Here is a 16,136-nt window from a genome sequence, read left to right as displayed (position 1 = left end):
TGTTTCAGACGAATTGCATGGCTCTTCGGGCCGTCGCCCCGCAGAGTGCCGCCTCCGGCCTGTGGGGACGGGCCCATCCAACGTTCTGGAGAGAAACCATGTACACGATGAGATCCGCTTCACGCGCCCTGCCCGCGCAGGTCGCTCCGCTTGCGCTGGCCCTGGCGGCCTGCGTCGGCGTACCGCTGACAGGTCATGCCCAGTCAGTTTCGGTCCCGGCCGGCACCACGCTGACGGTGGATCCGGGAAGCCCTTATGAGGGCCGTGATTTTTCCGTCCGCGGAACATTGAACCTCAATGGCGTCAATGTGGGTAACGTGGGTGCCCGCGAGGGCCCTGGTGCTGTTGTCAACGCCAGCGACACCGTCTTTACCAGCAATGAACGATTCGGCTTCTCGTTCACCAATGCGGAAGGCAACATCACGCGCTCCACCATCGTCAATGAGGACGCCAATGGTGTCGGCCTGGCGCTGGCCGGCAACCTCGGTGTTTCCTCTGCCCCACTGAGCCGGGTGCAGATCAGCGACAGTTCGGTGTCCGCTGGTGATGCCGGCGGCCAGGTGGCGGCTGGCGGTACCGTCATCGCCCGTGCAACCAGCTTCTCCGGCGGAACCGGAATCCGCATGATCGCCGGCTCGTTTGAACTGACGGAAGGTTCCCGCGCAATCGGCAGCGACACCGGTTTGCGCCTGGACTATTCCACCGCAGGCCAGCCGAGCTATGCAGATCCGGCCGACTGGTATGTGCTGATCGACGGCTCGCGTGTCGAAGGAACCAGTGGCCCAGCCGTAAAGGTGGGACGGACTTTCAGCCGTCTGCCCGAACTTTCACGCCTCACCGTCCAGAACGGCGCAACGCTCATCGGTGGCAACGGCAATCTGGTGGAAGTCGACCCCGATCTGGCACTCGATTTCACCGCCCGCACGTCCACCCTCAACGGCAACTTCGTCATCGCCGAGACCGCCAGCACGACCCTGCGCTTCCTCGATGGGCTGGTGCTGACCGGACAGATCACCGGCCCGGCCGAGGTGATCGTCGACCAGGGCGGACGCTGGACGCTGTCCGGCGACAGCAGCACCGGCAACCTCACCCTCGGCGCGGACAGCCATATCCTGCTCGGCGCGGAGGGTCAGGCGGCGTATGCGCAGTTGACCGTCAATGGCGATTACACCGGCAATGGCGGCACCCTCCATTTCAACACCGTGCTGGCCGGCGACGACGCCGCCAGTTCGCGCCTGCATGTGACCGGCGCCACCAGCGGCACCAGCAACGTCACTGTCAACAACATCGCGGGCGCTGGCGCGCAGACGGTCGACGGCATCCTGCTGGTCCAGGTCGATGGCACCAGCGACGGCAGCTTCGCGCTGCAGGGCCGCGCCGTCGGCGGCATGTACGAGTATTTCCTGCACAAAGGCTCGGCCACGACGGCCAACGGCAACTGGTACCTGACCTCGGCCTACACGGGCAATCCATGCGATATCAATCCTTCCCTGCCGGAGTGCGATCCGGAGGATCCGGTGATTCCTCCTCCCAAGCCTGAGCCCGTGCTGCGCCCGGAGCCCGGTGCCTATCTGGCCAACCAGATCGCGGCCGAGCAGATGTTCCAGGTACGCCGCCACGATCGCGGCGAACCCGGCTTCGACCGCGCGCGCCCGGGAACCTGGGTCCGCGCGGGTCGCGACCAGATCCAGGCCAGCATTGCCGGCCAGGTCGATGCTCGCACGCATCTCAACGTCCTGCAGCTGGGCAGCGATCTGTGGCGTTGGAGCGACGGGCGCGGCCAGGTGGGCGTGATGCTCGGCACCGGTGACGCCACCACCCGCGCAGTCTCCATGCTGTCCGGCTATGGCACGCGCGGCAGGGTCAAGGGCAAATCGGCAGGCGTGTACCTGGGCTGGGTGCAGGATGCACAGAGCAGCGGCGGTCTGTACGTGGACGGCTGGGTGCAGGCTGCCCGCTTCGACAATGATGTGCAGGGCGAGGGCATTGCGGCGGAAACCTACGATGCGGACGTCCGCAGCGCGTCGCTGGAGCTCGGCTACGCCTGGGCGATCCGCACCCGCGAGGCCAGCACTCTGTACCTGCAGCCGCAGGCACAGCTGACCTGGACCGACTACGACAGTGACAGCCTGGTTGAGGACAACGGAACGCGGGTCGAGGATGGCCGCAGCATCGGGCTGAACAGCCGGCTGGGTGTGCGTCTGTTTGGACAGAGCACCCTGCGCGGCAATCGCGTACAACCCTTCCTGGCGGTCAACTGGCTGCGCGGCCAGCGAGATCCCTCGATGCGCTTCAATGAAGAGCTGTTGAGCGCGAAGACGCCCGACAGCCGCTACGAAATGCAGGCGGGCGCGCAGCTGCAGCTGGGGCAACGCTGGAGTGCCTGGGGCGACCTGCGCGTGCAGCGCGGCGACAGCGGCTATCGCAACCACGGTGCACAGGTCGGCCTGCGCGCCGCCTGGTGACACCCGGCGGCCCGCCCGGAACCCGCGCCTGAACACCCCTGCCGGATATGACATCCGGCAGGGGTGACGTCGTTTATTGTAATGTTATAACACTGTCGTTCCTGATGAAGCGCCCTGCACCGTGCCCATGAAAGCAGCGCCGCGCTTGATATAGCAATTGCTATATCTATGAGCATTTGCTTTCATGTGCACCCGCCAGGTCGCCCTCGCCGCTCTCTTCCCCAAGGACGACGCCTCCATGCCCCACGCCGTGCCGCCGTGCCACCTTCCGCTGGCCACCGCTATCTTCTTCGCCCTGTCGACCCCGGTACTGGCCGGCACGCCCTCGCCCACGCAGCTGGACCGGGTGCAGGTCAAGGTCAGTACCGCCACGCGCAGCGAGCGCCTGCTTGCTGATGTGCCGATCCGTACCGAAGTGCTGCGCAGGGAGGACATCGCGCTGCGTGCGGCCACCGATTTCTCCCGTGCGGTCGAACTGATCAATGGCCTGCGCGTGGAAAGCAACTGCCAGAACTGCAACACCAGCGAAGTGCAGCTGCTGGGCCTGCCGGGTGCCTACAACCAGCTGCTGTTCGACGGCATCCCGCTGCTGTCCACGCTGGGCAGCGTGTACGGCCTGGAGCAGATTCCCGCCGGCTTCGTCGATCGCATCGAAGTGGTCAAGGGCGGTGGCTCGGCGCTGTATGGACCCGGCGCGGTGGCCGGCGTGATCAACCTGGTTCCGCCCCTGCCCTCGCGCAGTGGTGGCCATGTGCAGGCCGGCGTGGATGTGCTGCGTGGCACGCCGCAGAAGAATGCAGATGCCCGGCTGGATCTGGTCGCCGCGCAGGTCGATGCCGGGCTGTCGGTGATCGCCCAGCGCAACTGGAACAGGGGCATCGACTACAACGGTGATGACTACACCGAGATCACGCGCAAGGATCTCAAGGTCGGTGGACTGCAGGCGTGGTATGCGCCCACACCGGGGACACGGCTGCGCGTGGACGTGCAGGTCACCGATGAAACCCGGCGCGGCGGCAACCGCCTTGACCAGCCGGAGTATCTGGCCAACATCGCAGAATCGCTCGACACCACGTACCGGCGTGGCAGCGTGTCCTGGGACCAGGACGTAAGCCCGGACATCGACTTCCGCCTCGCCTATGCGTTCGCCGACATCGATCGCGACAGCTTCTATGGCGGTCTCGGCGATGTGGTCACCGACCCGTCGGCAGCCGGATACGATCCCTCCGAGCTCGACCCCACCGTGGCCGGCAGCGCCGCCTCGCGCTCCTGGCGGCAATACGGACGCACGCACAATCCGCTGCATTACCTCGACAGCCAGTTGAACTGGCGGCTGGGCGCGCATGCCCTGGCGTTCGGCGTGCAGTACAAGCACGAGCGCCTGCGCGACGACAACCGGACCGGTGACGGCCAGCGCCTGGCCGTGCTGGAGGACGCCAGCTTCCACAACCTGGGCGCCTTCGTGCAGGACGAATGGAGCCTGCGCGAGGACATCGACCTGGTGATCGGCGCGCGCGTGGACAAGAGTTCCGAACTGGACAACGCGGTGTTCTCACCGCGTGTCGCCTTGGCCTGGCAGGCCACGGAGAACCTGAAGTGGCGGGCGGGCATCGCCAGCGGATTCCGCGCACCGGAAATCTTCGTCGAGGATGTGCATGTGGACACGCTCGGTGGCGAGCAGGTGCGCGTGCGCAATGCCGACGGCCTGAAGGAGGAACGTGCGCTGACCACCCTGCTCGGCTTCGACTGGCGTTCGGATCCGGCCGAGCCGGTGTGGACGTGGGATGCCACCGCCTCCTACGCGCGCATCCGTGACACCTTTGCGCTGGGCGAGATCCTGCGCGGCGCCGATGGCCGGCTCGGCCAGCTGCGCTACAACGCCTCGGGCTCGGACGTACTGGGCATGGAAACCAATCTGGGCTGGCAACCCTCGCCGCAATGGCGTCTTACCGCGGGCGCATCGTGGTACCGCTCGCGCTTCCGCGAACCCCAGCGCATCTTCGATGACACCGGCGAGGGCGGCGACACCGTGATCGACAGCCGCGACTACCTCAAGACCCCTCGCTGGACCGGGCTGGCCCAGCTCGGCTGGCTGCCTTCAGAACCGTGGGAGACCTTCATCGCGCTGCGCCACACCGGTTCAATGCCAGTGCTGAACAACCGGCTGGGTGAGCTGCACCGCACCCATGCCTTCTGGGTGACCGACCTGGGTGCCCGCTGGCATCGCCACCTCGGGGTGGGCGCCGAACGGGAGGTGTCCGTGGCAGCCGGAGTCAAGAACGTGTTCGACCAGCGGCAGAAGGATCTTGAAGCCGGCGCGCTGCGCGACAGCGACTACGTCTACGGGCCCCGCTTCGCGCGCTCGTGGTATGTCAGCCTGCGCTATGCGTTCTGAAGCACTGCGCGTTCTGCTGTGCGCCGGCAGCGCGCTGCTGGCCGCGCCGGTCGCGGCAGAGAATCTGCACGCGCAGGTCTCGGCGTCGCTGATGCGACCGGAGGCGCGATCGCTGCGCCCGATGCAGTGGTCGCCGCCGCCGCGATTGATCGCGCTGTACTTCGGTGCGGACTGGTGCGCGCCCTGCCATGCCTTCGTGCCGACCCTGCGCAGCGTGCGTGACGCACTGCGCGAGGCCGGTGCGGACACCGAGGTGGTGTACGTCAGCCAGGATGAGAGCGAGGCCGCGCTGCGCCGCTACATGCGCCGCCAGGACATGCCGTGGCCGGTACTGGACCCGCGCAGGGCCGCGCGCATGCCGGTGCTGCAGGCCCTGGCCGGCCCCGCGCCGCCCAATCTGGTGCTGATCGACGCGGAAGGTCGCGTGCTGGCGAAGGGGTGGCATGGGCGGCGCTATGAGGGTCTACAGCCTGTGCTGAAGCTGTGGCAGGCAGGGGCATGCGCACAGGAACAGGCGCGCTGCCCGCCGCTTGAGTGATCTGCGGCACCTTCCACGGCCGCCGGGCATGGCCCGGCGCTACCCCTCCTTCCCAGCGCATGCAGCCGCCGGGCATGGCCCGGCGCTACCGCCACCCAGATCGCGGGCACCGGCCCTACCCGCCCTCGGCCTTGCGCACGAATGCTTCGAACAGCGCCAGCGTCTGCTCGCTGACATGATGCTCGATGCCTTCGGCATCGCGCCGGGCGGTATCTGCATCCACGCCCAACGCCAACAGGAAGCGCTCCACCGTCTGGTGCCGCTGGCGACTGGCATGGGCCAGCGCCTCGCCCTCGGCGGTCAGGAAGACACCACGATAGGGCCGCTGCACGACCCAGCCGTCGCGGGCCAGCCGCCGCAGCATCTTCGCCACCGTCGGCTGCGCCACCCCCAGGCGGGTGGCGATGTCGACCTGGCGGGCCTCGCCGCCATCGGCCAGCAGGTCCGAGATCAGCTCGACATAGTCCTCCACCAGTTCCATCCGGTGCGCCTCGCGCACCTGCCGGAAGCTCTCGACCTGGCGCTCGGCCTCGATCAAGGGGGGATTCTTTGGCGATGTCGAATCGTCGCTCTTGCCCACGCGTGCGCCTGTCCTGCCGAAGTCGTCCGGGAATGAACCTGAATTCTGGACCAGTGACGCGATAAAGACGATTGTTTCACATTGCTATTGGATATAGCATGGGCTATATTACGCGCATGAACACCCTGGCGCCCGATGACCCTTCGGCCCCTGCCCCGGCCAGCCTGGGTGCGCTCAATGCCTCGGTGGCGGTACCCGACAAGGGCCACTGGTGGTTCCGCCTGCTGGCGTTCCTCGGCCCGGGCTACATGATCTCGGTCGGCTACATGGACCCTGGCAACTGGGCCACCGACCTGGCCGGCGGCTCACGCTTCGGCTACCTGCTGCTGTCGGTCATCCTCGTGTCCAATCTGATGGCGGTGATCCTGCAGGCGCTCTCGGCGCGGCTGGGTATCGCCACCGGGCTGGACCTGGCCCAGGCCTGTCGCGCGCGCTACCCGAAGCCGGTCAACCTGGCCCTGTGGGGGCTGTGCGAGGCCGCCATCATCGCCTGCGACCTGGCCGAGGTGATCGGCACCGCCATCGCACTGAAGCTGCTGTTCGACCTGCCGCTGCTGTGGGGTGCAGTGATCACCGCGCTGGACACGCTGCTGGTGCTGCTGCTGATGAACCGCGGCTTCCGCGCGCTGGAGGCCTTCGTCATCGCGCTGCTGATGGTGATCTTCGCCTGCTTCGTGGTCCAGATCGCGATGGCCGCGCCGCCTGTCATGGCGGTGCTTGGCGGCTTCATTCCACGCGCACAGGTGGTCACCGATCCGCACGCCCTGTACATCGCGATCGGCATCATCGGCGCCACGGTCATGCCGCACAACCTGTACCTCCACTCGTCCATCGTGCAGACCCGAGCGTATCCGCGTACCGACGAGGGTCGCCGCAGCGCGCTGCGCTGGGCGGTGACCGACAGCACGCTGGCCCTGACGCTGGCACTGTTCATCAATGCCAGCATCCTGATCCTGGCCGCAGCCGTGTTCCATGCCAACGGCCGCTTCGACGTGGAAGACATCGAGCAGGCGCATCAGCTGCTGGCACCGATGCTGGGCGTGGGTGCCGCGGCGACGCTGTTCGCGGTGGCACTGCTGGCATCGGGCCTGAATTCCACGGTGACCGCGACGCTGGCCGGGCAGATCGTGATGGAGGGCTTCCTGCACCTTCGCCTGCCACCGTGGCTGCGGCGGCTGCTGACCCGGGCGCTGGCGATCATTCCGGTGGTGGTGGTGATCGTGCTGTTCGGCGACCAGGGCGCGGTGAAGCTGCTGGTGCTGAGCCAGGTGGTGCTGTCGATGCAGCTGCCGTTCGCGATCATTCCGCTGGTGCGGATCGTGACCGACAAGGTGACCATGGGCGCACTGGTGGCGCCGCGGTGGCTGGGTACGATCGCCTGGTTGATCGCGCTGGTGATCGTGGCACTGAATGTGAAGCTGCTGGTCGACGCCTTCGCCGCCGCCTGACGGCCGAGGGCCGCCACCGGGCCATGCTCGACGCACGCGTGCAGCGCTGTAGAGCGTGGCCCCGCTCTACAGATGCAGGGCGATGGCAGCCTCGATCTGCTGTGGCGACTGGAATCCGGCCAGGCGGATGCGTTCGTTGCCGTCACGGAACAGCGCAAGCGTTGGTGTCTGGCGCAGCCCCAGCTCCCTGAAGAAGGTTTCACCCAGCACTTCCAGCTGCACCCGCAGCAGGGTCATGCCCTGCCCCGCGCCGCTGCTGGCGACACGCTGCAGGGACATCTCCAGCATCCGGCAGCCCGGGCACTGGTCCTTGTGGAAATCCACCAGGACCCGGGGATGTTCGGCCAGCAGCTGCTGGAGCTGCTCAGGCGTGGTGGCGTCGATGATCTGCATCGGTGGTACTCCGATAATGGGCCAGGACCGCGTCGGTCCAGGCGTCGATGGCTGCGGCGTGGCGCTCGCCGTGCGGCATCTGTTCAATCTCCAGCGGCGGGTAGCTGCTGTGGAAGTAGCGGATCAGGCGGTGCACGGCGCCGCAGTAGTACTCCTGGCCCCACTGTGTCTCACCGGTGCCGAACACCGCCACCTGTCGCGGCCACTGACCCTGCCCGGCAATGCCGGCCACCCACGCCTTCATCTCCGCCGGTGTGCGCCCGGCGTTGTCGGTCCAGCTGCCCAGCAGCACGAGGTCGGCTTCATCGGCCGCCAGCGGAGCCGGCTGGCGCAGGTCGTCGGCCTCCTGCCAATGCACCGCGTGACCCGCCGCGCGACACCGCTCGGCGATCTGCCGTCCCAGCTCCCGGGTATTGCCACTGAGCGAGGCGACCACGATCAGGATGCCCAGCGCCGGCCCCCGCTCAGAGATCGTCGAAGCCGTTGTCGACGTTGGTCTTCTTGTAACTTGCATTGCGCATCTCGAAGAAGTCGGTCTTGGTTTCGGTGAAGTTGTCGGCGTAGGCCTTGATCCACGGCATCACATTGTCGGTCGTATCGCTGTACAGCCGCTCGATACCCAGCATGCCGGCCATCTTGTTGGCGCGGTACTTCACGTAGCGCACCATCTCGTCCACATCGATGCCGTCGATGCCATCCAGCACTTCCGACGACCATTGCGTCTCCAGCGTGATGGCATGCTCGAAGGCGCTGTGTACGTAAGCCGTCAGCTCGTTGGTCTGCAGTTCCGGATTCTCGCCGACGATGGCGCGGATCACCTCGCTGATGAACTTGGTATGGGCCAGCTCGTCGCGGTTGATGAAACTGATGATCTTGCCGGTGCCGGTCATGCGGTTCTGCCGCACCAGGTTGTAGAAGTAGGCGAAGCCGGAATAGAAGTTGATGCCCTCCAGGATCGACGACTGGATCAGCGACTTCAGCAGCGTCTCCGCAGTCTTGTCGCGCATGAAGTCGTCGTACGCCTGCATGATCGGCGCGTTGCGGCTGATGATGGTCGGATGCGTGCGGGCCAGTTCGAACACCCGGTTCTGGTTGGGCAGATCGGTGATCGACGCGAGCACATAGCTGTAGCTTTCGTTATGTATCACTTCCTGCTGGCCGATGATCGCCGCATTGGCATGCGCGGCCGGATCGGTGATGTACTCGGCGACGTTGTAGATGAACCGGGTCTGCGGCGAATCGAGCGTGGCCAGCAGGCCGATGATCGAGTCGTAGGCGTTCTTCTCGCGTCCGGACAGTTCACCGTACTGGCGTGCGTCCAGCTTCATGTCCACTTCGTCGGGGATCCAGAAGTTGGTCGACAGTTCCTTGTACGCCCGATAGAACGAGGGGTACGGAATGTCGTTCCAGTTCAGTATGCCGCTGGTGCGGCCGTTGATGATGCCGGTGCTGCGATTGGGATGGCGTGGTTCAAGGATCTTGATGCGGTCAAGCGGCGTTGCCATGGTGTTACCTGCTGAGGATGGCGCCGGGCCGTGCCCGGCGGAATGTACGGTGGCCGCGCGGTGCGCTCGCCGGGCATGGCCCGGCGCTACCGCGGCTGGGGCGCAGCGATCAGCTCGAGCACCACTCGCATTCGCTGATGTCGATGTCGTTGGAGCGCACGTAGTAGGTGGTCTTCAGTCCCGCGCGCCATGCGCTCAGGTGCAGCTCCAGCAACGTGCTGGCACGGATGGTGCTGGGCACGTACAGGTTGAAGCTGATCGACTGGTCCACATGGCGCTGGCGCCGGGCGTTCTGCCGGACGCTGGCGAACTGGTCCACCTTGTAGGCGCCCTTCTCGTAGTACGGCCAGGTCTCCAGCGACAGCCCGGGGGCCGCGACCGGCCGTCGGAAGTCCTTCTTCTCCTCGTAGTAGAACGCGCTGTAGATGGGATCGATCGAGGCAGTGGAACCGGCGATCTGGGCGGTGCTCATGTTCGGCGCGACCGCCAGCAGCCAGCCATTGCGCAGGCCATGGCGGGCCACCTCACGCGCCAGGCCCTGCCAGGCCGCATCACGGTAATCGCGGTCGCTGAAGTAGCGGCCGGTGTGCCAGTCGCTGCCGGCGAACATCGGATAGTGGCCCTTCTCTTTCGCCAGTTCGGCACTGGCCTGGATGGTCAGGAAGTTGATGCGTTCGTACAGGCGGTCGGCCAGCGCCTCGGCCTCCGGCGATTCCCACGGGATCGCCTGCTGCGCCAGCAGGTGATGCCAGCCGAACGTGCCCAGGCCGATGGCCCGGTACTTGCGGTTGGTGATCGTGGCCTGCGGCACCGGCAAGGCATTGAGATCGATCACGTTGTCCAGCATGCGCACCTGGATCGGGATCAACCGTTCCAGCACGTCCTTCGCCAGCAGATCGTCCGGCGCGGTGACCGCCCGTCCGAGATTGATCGAGGACAGGTTGCACACCACGAAATCGCCGGCGCGGCGGGTGGTGACGATCTGGTCGCCGCTGACGATCTCCTGGATCATCCGCGTCGGGCTCATGTTCTGCAGGATCTCCGTGCACAGGTTGCTGGAATAGACCATGCCCGCATGCTTGTTCGGGTTCCTGCGATTGACTTCATCGCGGTAGAACAGGAATGGATTGCCGGTCTCCAGCTGGCTGAGCATGATGCGCTTGAACAGATCGATCGCGCGCACGGTGCGCCGGCTGATGCGCTCGTCGGCCACCAGCTCCGCGTAGCGGTCGCGGAAGCTGCCCGCACCGCGCGTCTCATCGTAGAAGTCCTGCAGGTACCAGCCCTTGGCCTGCTTCACTTCATGCGGGTCGAACAGGTACCAGTCGGCCCGACGCTCGACCGCCTCCATGAACAGATCGGGGACGCAGACCGACGTGAACACATCATGCGCGCGCAGGCGCTGGTCGCCGTTGTTCAGGCGCAGATCGAGGAAGGCCTCGATGTCGCGGTGCCAGATGTCCAGGTATACCGCCACCGCGCCTTTGCGCTGGCCGAGCTGATCGACCGATACCGCGGTGTTGTTGAGCTGCTTGATCCAGGGCACTACGCCGCCGGACGAGTTGGGCACACCACGGATCGGTGCACCGCTGCTGCGCACGTAGCCCAGGTAGGCGCCGACACCCCCGCCGTGCTTGGACACGCGGGCAATGTCCGTATTGGAGTCATAGATGCCCTGCAGGCTGTCGTCCACTGTATCGATGAAGCAGCTGGACAGCTGTCCACCGACCTTGCCGGCGTTGGCCAGCGTCGGCGTGGCCACCGTCATGTACAGGTTCGACAGCGCCCAGTAGGCCTCGCCGACCAGCTGCATCCGCCGCTCACGCGGCTTCTCCTCCTGCATCAGGTACAGGGCGATGGTCAGCCAGCGCTCCTGCGGCAACTCGTACACCTCGCGGCTGCGGTCGCTGGCCAGGTAGCGCGTCGCCAGCAGGTACAGGCCGTTGTACGCGAACAGACGGTCGCGGTCGGGATCGATCATCTCTCCGGCCTGCTGCAGCTCCTCCTTGGAGTAGCAGCGCAGGATGTCATTGCTGTAGACGCCACGGTCGGCCAGGCTCTCCTGCAGGCCTACGTACGAGCCGTACTTCAGGCTGACATCGTAGAAGCGGTTGCGGCTGGCGCGCTTGTAGAGGCGGCGCAGGTAGATGCGGGCGGCGAACCGCTCCCAGTCCGGCGCGACCAGGTCCACACGGGATTCCGCCTCGCGGATCAGCAGGTCCACCAGGTCGTCGGCACTGATGCTGGGCTTGCGCTCAACCATCGCCTGTACCACGCGGCGGTAGTCGGCTACGTCCAGCTGCGGGAACTCGGCATGGATGGCGTCGATGCTGCGCTGCAGGCGCCCGGCGTCGAACGGCAGGCGTCGGTTGCCGGCCTCCTTGGTGATCCAGGTCGGCACGCGCTCGCCACCGGCGCGCAGGGCGTCGCCGGCGCCGGCCGGATCGGCCGCGCGGTAGGTGTATTCAGTCATGGTCCTGCGTCTCCAGGCTCGCACGCACGATTGCGCCGATGCCATGGCGGCCCTGCACGCGATACCGGCGCACGGGGCGATCGGGTGGGATGCCAAAGCGCGGGAACACCAGATCGTCGGCAAGTGCCTGCGCCTGCGGCCGGTATCCGGGCCGTGGGGGCGACCTGAGTCCGCACGAGGGCGGCCGCGTCGACACGGCAAGCCTTCAGGGGCGGGCCGCGGGACGTGTCTTGCATCGTCCGGCGGCGGCGGCTGACCGGGAGTGACGGCCCCAACATAGTGGGGATGATGGATATCGTCAACACAAGATGCAGTAAATAGCGCCCTCCGCGACGAACCGTCGCAGGATGCCGTGTTGCGTCTGCGCCGCCTTGTCGACGCCGCACGCATCCCCACTTCGATACAACCTCCACTTTCCGCGGAACATCCCCCATGCGCGCTGCCCAGTACTCCTCCTTCGGCGACCCGTCCGACGTCCTTGCCGTCGCCGAGGCCGCCCTGCCTGAACCTGGTCCTGGCGAGGTGCGCATCCGTACCGTGCTCGCCTCCATCCACAACCACGATCTGCTGACCGTGCGCGGCCTGTATGGCTACAAGCCGACGCTGCCGGCAATCGGTGGCAGCGAGGCACTGGGCGTGGTCGACGCGGTTGGCGACGGCGTCGACGGCCTTCGGGTCGGTCAGCGTGTCGCTGCCGCCTCGGTGCACGGCACCTGGGCCGAAGCATTCATCGCGCCGGCACGGATGGTGATTCCGATGCCGGAATCGATCCCCGACGAGACCGCTGCGCAGCTGATTGCCATGCCGCTCAGTGCGCTGATGCTGCTGGAATTCCTGCATGTCGAGCCAGGCCAATGGATCGTGCAGAACACCGCCAATGGCGCGGTCGGCAAGTCGCTGGCGATGCTGGCGCGGGCGCGGGGTGTCCATGTGGCCAACCTTGTGCGCAACGCCGATGCGGTCGCGCAGCTGCAGGCGCTCGGCATCGATCATGTATTCGATACCTCGGTGGACGGCTGGAAGGACCGCGTGCGTGCAGTGACCGGTGAAGCGCAGGCGGCGGCCGCCGTGGATTCCATCGGCGGCGACGCCAGCGGTGACCTGGTCGACCTGCTCGGCCACCACGGCACGCTGGTGTCCTTCGGCGTGATGAGCGGCGAGCCCATGCGCATCCCCGCCGGAGGCCTGATCTACAAGGAGGCCACCGTGAAGGGCTTCTGGGGCAGCAAGGTCAGCCAGGCGATGGCGGTGGACGACAAGCGACGGCTGGTGGGCGAACTGCTGCAGCGTGCAGCCGGCGGCGAACTGACGCTGCCGGTGGAACAGGTGTTCGCACTCGACGATATCGCTGCGGCGGTCAAAGCCGGCGCAGGTTCCGGCCGCAACGGCAAGGTGCTCTTGCGGCCTTGACGGTCGGCCAACCGGGGTCAGATCGCTTTCCGTTGGAAAGGGATCTGACCCCTGAGAGGAATGCGCAGCACCGGTCGATAACAGGGCCAGTCACTCGTTAAGAACCTGTGATGTATAACTGAATGCGCTTTCGTCATTGGAAGGCGCAGGCGAGCGCATGCGGTACTGGCGGCTCCTCTTCTGTCCGGCGTTGTCGCTTCCATGTACCGCACCACCCTGAACCTGCTTGCCGGCGCCATCGCGCTGGGACTTACCGCCGGCGCTGCCGGCGCTGCTGAAACCACCGATACCGGCAAGGACAGCGCCACGCTCGGCACCGTGCTGGTGACCGGATCCAACATCAAGCGCAGCGACACCGCCGGCCCCAACCCGGTGCAGATCGTCAGCCGTGAACAGATCGAACAGACCGGTCGCAGCACGTTGACCGATGTGCTGCGCAACCTGTCGGCCAATGCCGGCAACAGCTTCGACGAGCAGTACACCGGCAGCTTCGCGGCGGGTTCGGCGTCGATCGGCCTGCGCGGGCTGTCGCCGAAGAACACCCTGGTGCTGGTCAACGGCTATCGCGTGGCCAACTTCGGTTTCGCCCTCAATACCCAGGACACCTTCGTCGATCTCAATGCGCTTCCGATCAGCGCGGTCGAACGCATTGAAGTACTGAAGGACGGCGCCTCGGCGGTGTATGGCTCCGATGCCATCGCCGGTGTCATCAACATCATCCTGCGCAGGAACTTCCAGGGCGCGGAAGTGGGCGGCGGCTTCGGTACGGCCACCCAGGGCGGCCTCGACGAACGCAAGGCCAATCTGCTGGCCGGTTTCGGCGACCTCGAACAGCAGGGCTGGAACGTGCTGTTCGGGCTGGACGTGCTCAAGCGCGATCGGCTCGACGCCGACCAGCGCGCCTATACCCGCAGCGGCGATTTCCGCGACAAGCCCGGTGGTCGCCTGGCCGGCTGGTCCACTGCCGGTGGCAACTGGCTGGCGAACCCGCGCGCGCCGCAGCCATTCTCGCCCTGCCCCGAAGGCAGCCAGCTGCGACCCTACAGCGACTTCGGCAGCAGCCTGCCCGGCCAGGCCTGCGCATTCAACGCGCAGCCGTTCAAGACCCTGCAGCCCGGTGCCGAACGCCTGCAGGCATCGCTGAGCGCGACCTACCGTTTCAGCGACAACGTCGAAGCCTTCGCCGACGTGCTCTACAGCCACAACACGGCCGACCAGATCTTCAGCGCGCCACTGACCGTCGGCCCGGGCCTGCGCGCCTACAACCCCGCCACCGGCACCCTGCTCGACATTCCGGCAGTGCTGCCGGTCGGGCATCCGAACAACCCGGGCAGCGCTCCCCTGCCCTTCGAGTACACGTTCTTCGATCTCGGCCCGCGCCTGAAGGACAACACGCAGGTGTTCTACCGTGCATTGGGCGGCGTGCGTGGCCAGGGCGAGCGCTGGGACTGGGAGGTCGCCGCGCTGACCTCGCAGAGCGAGCAGCGCGAGTACGTGGACAACTTCATCAACCGCTACGCATTCGAGCAGATCCTGCGCGATGGCAGCTACAACTTCCTCGACCCGGCCAGCACGCCGGCCGCGCTTGACGCGCTGCGCCTGCAGACCAAGCGCCCGGGCTGGTACCAGCTGCACTCTCTGAACCTCAAGGCATCTACGTCGCTGTGGGAGCTGCCGGCCGGCGCGGTCGGCTTCGCCTGGGGCGCGGAGTTCCGCAAGGAATCGCTGGATGCACGGACAAGTGCGCAGGTGCTGTCCGGAACGGAGCTGCGGCCCGCGATCAACGTGGTCGATGGCGAGCGGCAGGTCAGCGCCGCCTACGCCGAGTTCAGCGTACCGTTGCATCGCACATTGGAACTGCAGGTCGCCGGACGCGGCGACCGCTACGACGACTTCGGCAAGGCGTTCTCGCCGAAGTTCGCGCTGCGCTGGCAGCCGCTGGACAGCCTGCTGCTGCGCGGTTCGTTCTCGCGCGGTTTCCGCGCTCCCTCGCTGCCGGAAATCGCACCCGGGCAGACGGTCAGCTACGGATCGGTGATCGACCCGCTCGACCCGTTGCAGCCCGGTGGCAGCCGCGGTGTCACCAACATCCGCACCGGCAATCCCGACCTGAAGGCCGAACGCTCGCGCAATCTCAACGTTGGCGCGGTGTGGTCGCCGGACACTGACAGCAGCATCGGCCTGGACTGGTACCGCATCGAGCAGGACAACCTGGTCAAGCCCGACAGCGCACAGTTCATCGTCGACAATCCCGCCCTGTTTCCGGGCCGGGTCCAGCGCGATGCGCAGGGTCGCATCCAGTTCATCACCAACCAGTACGCCAACCAAGGGGAGCTGACCACGTCCGGTCTCGACCTGGAGGCCAGCCGCACCTTCCGCACCGACGGCTGGGGCAACCTCACCCTCGCCGGCAGCTGGACCCATCTGCTCAGCTTCAAGCAGCCCCTGGTAGCCGGTCAGGCGCCCTATGACGGCGCGGGCAACAACCGCCACGGCGCGCTGCCGCGCACCCGTGGCACCACGTCACTGAACTGGGCGGTGGGCGACTGGAACAGCACGCTGAGCCTGCAATATGTCAGCGGCTACGACCAGCGGGTCGCGACGGCCACCAGCAACCCGGGCCTGCGCGATCGCGTCAAGCCCTATCACCAGCTGGACCTGTACGTGGCGTACGAGGGCCTGGCCAACACCACGCTTTCGCTGTCCGTGTTGAACCTGACCGACCGGGACCCGCCGTTCGACCCCGCGGGCGGCTCCAACGGCTTCGACATCAGCCAGTACAACCTGCGCGGCCAGTTCGTCACGGTGGGGGCACGCTACCGGTTCTGATGCGGAAACTGCACATGTAGCGCCGAGCCCATGCCCGGCTGCTCTACCGGCTTGATGGAGCCGAGCGTGGGCTCGGCTCCACGGAGTGTGCGGACCAACG

At 66.5% G+C, this 16,136-nt stretch carries 11 protein-coding genes; 6 read left to right on the top strand and 5 right to left on the bottom strand.

The annotated features are described in order from the left end of the window. The first annotated feature begins 98 nt into the window (after positions 1-98). The 3 genes from AC5P76_RS08920 (at position 99) to AC5P76_RS08910 (ending at position 5,398) form a co-directional block, all read left to right on the top strand. Positions 99-2,465, top strand: a complete 2,367-nt coding sequence (locus tag AC5P76_RS08920; protein ID WP_253118565.1) for an autotransporter family protein — start codon at positions 99-101, stop codon at positions 2,463-2,465. A 238-nt stretch (positions 2,466-2,703) separates the two neighbouring features. Continuing rightward, entirely contained in the window at positions 2,704-4,860 is a 2,157-nt protein-coding gene (locus AC5P76_RS08915; RefSeq protein ID WP_253161713.1) for a TonB-dependent receptor plug domain-containing protein, read from the top strand. Further along, positions 4,850-5,398: a thioredoxin-like domain-containing protein gene (locus AC5P76_RS08910; protein ID WP_164152555.1), complete on the top strand. Its 549-nt coding sequence runs from the start codon at positions 4,850-4,852 to the stop codon at positions 5,396-5,398. The genes AC5P76_RS08915 and AC5P76_RS08910 overlap by 11 nt, the downstream gene beginning before the upstream one ends. A 115-nt stretch (positions 5,399-5,513) precedes the next feature. Here AC5P76_RS08910 and mntR read toward each other — a convergent pair whose 3' ends face one another. Continuing rightward, positions 5,514-5,978: a manganese-binding transcriptional regulator MntR gene (gene mntR / locus AC5P76_RS08905; RefSeq protein WP_053517818.1), complete on the bottom strand. Its 465-nt coding sequence runs from the start codon at positions 5,976-5,978 to the stop codon at positions 5,514-5,516. Between the two features lie 116 nt (positions 5,979-6,094). On the opposite strand from mntR, the gene AC5P76_RS08900 reads away from it, so the two are divergent. Continuing rightward, on the top strand, positions 6,095-7,426 hold the full coding sequence (locus AC5P76_RS08900; RefSeq protein WP_253118616.1) for an Nramp family divalent metal transporter: 1,332 nt from the start codon (positions 6,095-6,097) through the stop codon (positions 7,424-7,426). Positions 7,427-7,492: 66 nt separating this feature from the next. On the opposite strand, the gene AC5P76_RS08895 is transcribed toward AC5P76_RS08900, so the two are convergent. The 4 genes from AC5P76_RS08895 to AC5P76_RS08880 all read right to left on the bottom strand — a co-directional run bounded on the left by AC5P76_RS08895 (position 7,493) and on the right by AC5P76_RS08880 (position 11,797). Next, positions 7,493-7,819 carry a thioredoxin family protein gene (locus AC5P76_RS08895; protein ID WP_053517820.1) on the bottom strand — a complete coding sequence of 109 codons (327 nt, stop codon included), beginning with the start codon at positions 7,817-7,819 and terminating at the stop codon, positions 7,493-7,495. Then, positions 7,791-8,270 (bottom strand): flavodoxin, encoded by a 480-nt coding sequence (locus AC5P76_RS08890; protein WP_253118617.1) that lies wholly within the window; start codon positions 8,268-8,270, stop codon positions 7,791-7,793. The genes AC5P76_RS08895 and AC5P76_RS08890 overlap by 29 nt, the downstream gene beginning before the upstream one ends. 13 nt (positions 8,271-8,283) lie before the next feature. After that, positions 8,284-9,324 (bottom strand): ribonucleotide-diphosphate reductase subunit beta, encoded by a 1,041-nt coding sequence (locus AC5P76_RS08885; protein ID WP_053517822.1) that lies wholly within the window; start codon positions 9,322-9,324, stop codon positions 8,284-8,286. Positions 9,325-9,433: 109 nt separating this feature from the next. Beyond that, positions 9,434-11,797, bottom strand: coding sequence for a ribonucleoside-diphosphate reductase subunit alpha (locus tag AC5P76_RS08880; protein WP_193395897.1), 2,364 nt, complete (start codon positions 11,795-11,797; stop codon positions 9,434-9,436). Between the two features lie 432 nt (positions 11,798-12,229). Here AC5P76_RS08880 and AC5P76_RS08875 point away from each other — a divergent pair, with 432 nt between their 5' ends. After that, on the top strand, positions 12,230-13,207 hold the full coding sequence (locus AC5P76_RS08875; RefSeq protein ID WP_065175232.1) for a zinc-binding dehydrogenase: 978 nt from the start codon (positions 12,230-12,232) through the stop codon (positions 13,205-13,207). A gap of 201 nt (positions 13,208-13,408) precedes the next feature. Next, on the top strand, positions 13,409-16,036 hold the full coding sequence (locus AC5P76_RS08870) for a TonB-dependent receptor (protein WP_253118567.1): 2,628 nt from the start codon (positions 13,409-13,411) through the stop codon (positions 16,034-16,036). Positions 16,037-16,136: the final 100 nt, after the last annotated feature.

The sequence above is a fragment of the Stenotrophomonas sp. YJH_SMC_36 genome, from assembly GCF_059369935.1.
The sequence above is the reverse complement of the archived record's forward strand: the minus strand, read 5'-3'. Positions and strand labels throughout refer to the sequence as shown.

Coding starts and splice junctions, on each gene's coding strand:
- AC5P76_RS08920 (WP_253118565.1), top strand. CDS start 99: ATGTACACGATGAGATCCGCTTCACGCGCCCTGCCCGCGCAGGTCGCT.
- AC5P76_RS08915 (WP_253161713.1), top strand. CDS start 2,704: ATGCCCCACGCCGTGCCGCCGTGCCACCTTCCGCTGGCCACCGCTATC.
- AC5P76_RS08910 (WP_164152555.1), top strand. CDS start 4,850: ATGCGTTCTGAAGCACTGCGCGTTCTGCTGTGCGCCGGCAGCGCGCTG.
- AC5P76_RS08900 (WP_253118616.1), top strand. CDS start 6,095: ATGAACACCCTGGCGCCCGATGACCCTTCGGCCCCTGCCCCGGCCAGC.
- AC5P76_RS08895 (WP_053517820.1), bottom strand. CDS start 7,819: ATGCAGATCATCGACGCCACCACGCCTGAGCAGCTCCAGCAGCTGCTG.
- AC5P76_RS08885 (WP_053517822.1), bottom strand. CDS start 9,324: ATGGCAACGCCGCTTGACCGCATCAAGATCCTTGAACCACGCCATCCC.
- AC5P76_RS08880 (WP_193395897.1), bottom strand. CDS start 11,797: ATGACTGAATACACCTACCGCGCGGCCGATCCGGCCGGCGCCGGCGAC.
- AC5P76_RS08875 (WP_065175232.1), top strand. CDS start 12,230: ATGCGCGCTGCCCAGTACTCCTCCTTCGGCGACCCGTCCGACGTCCTT.
- AC5P76_RS08870 (WP_253118567.1), top strand. CDS start 13,409: ATGTACCGCACCACCCTGAACCTGCTTGCCGGCGCCATCGCGCTGGGA.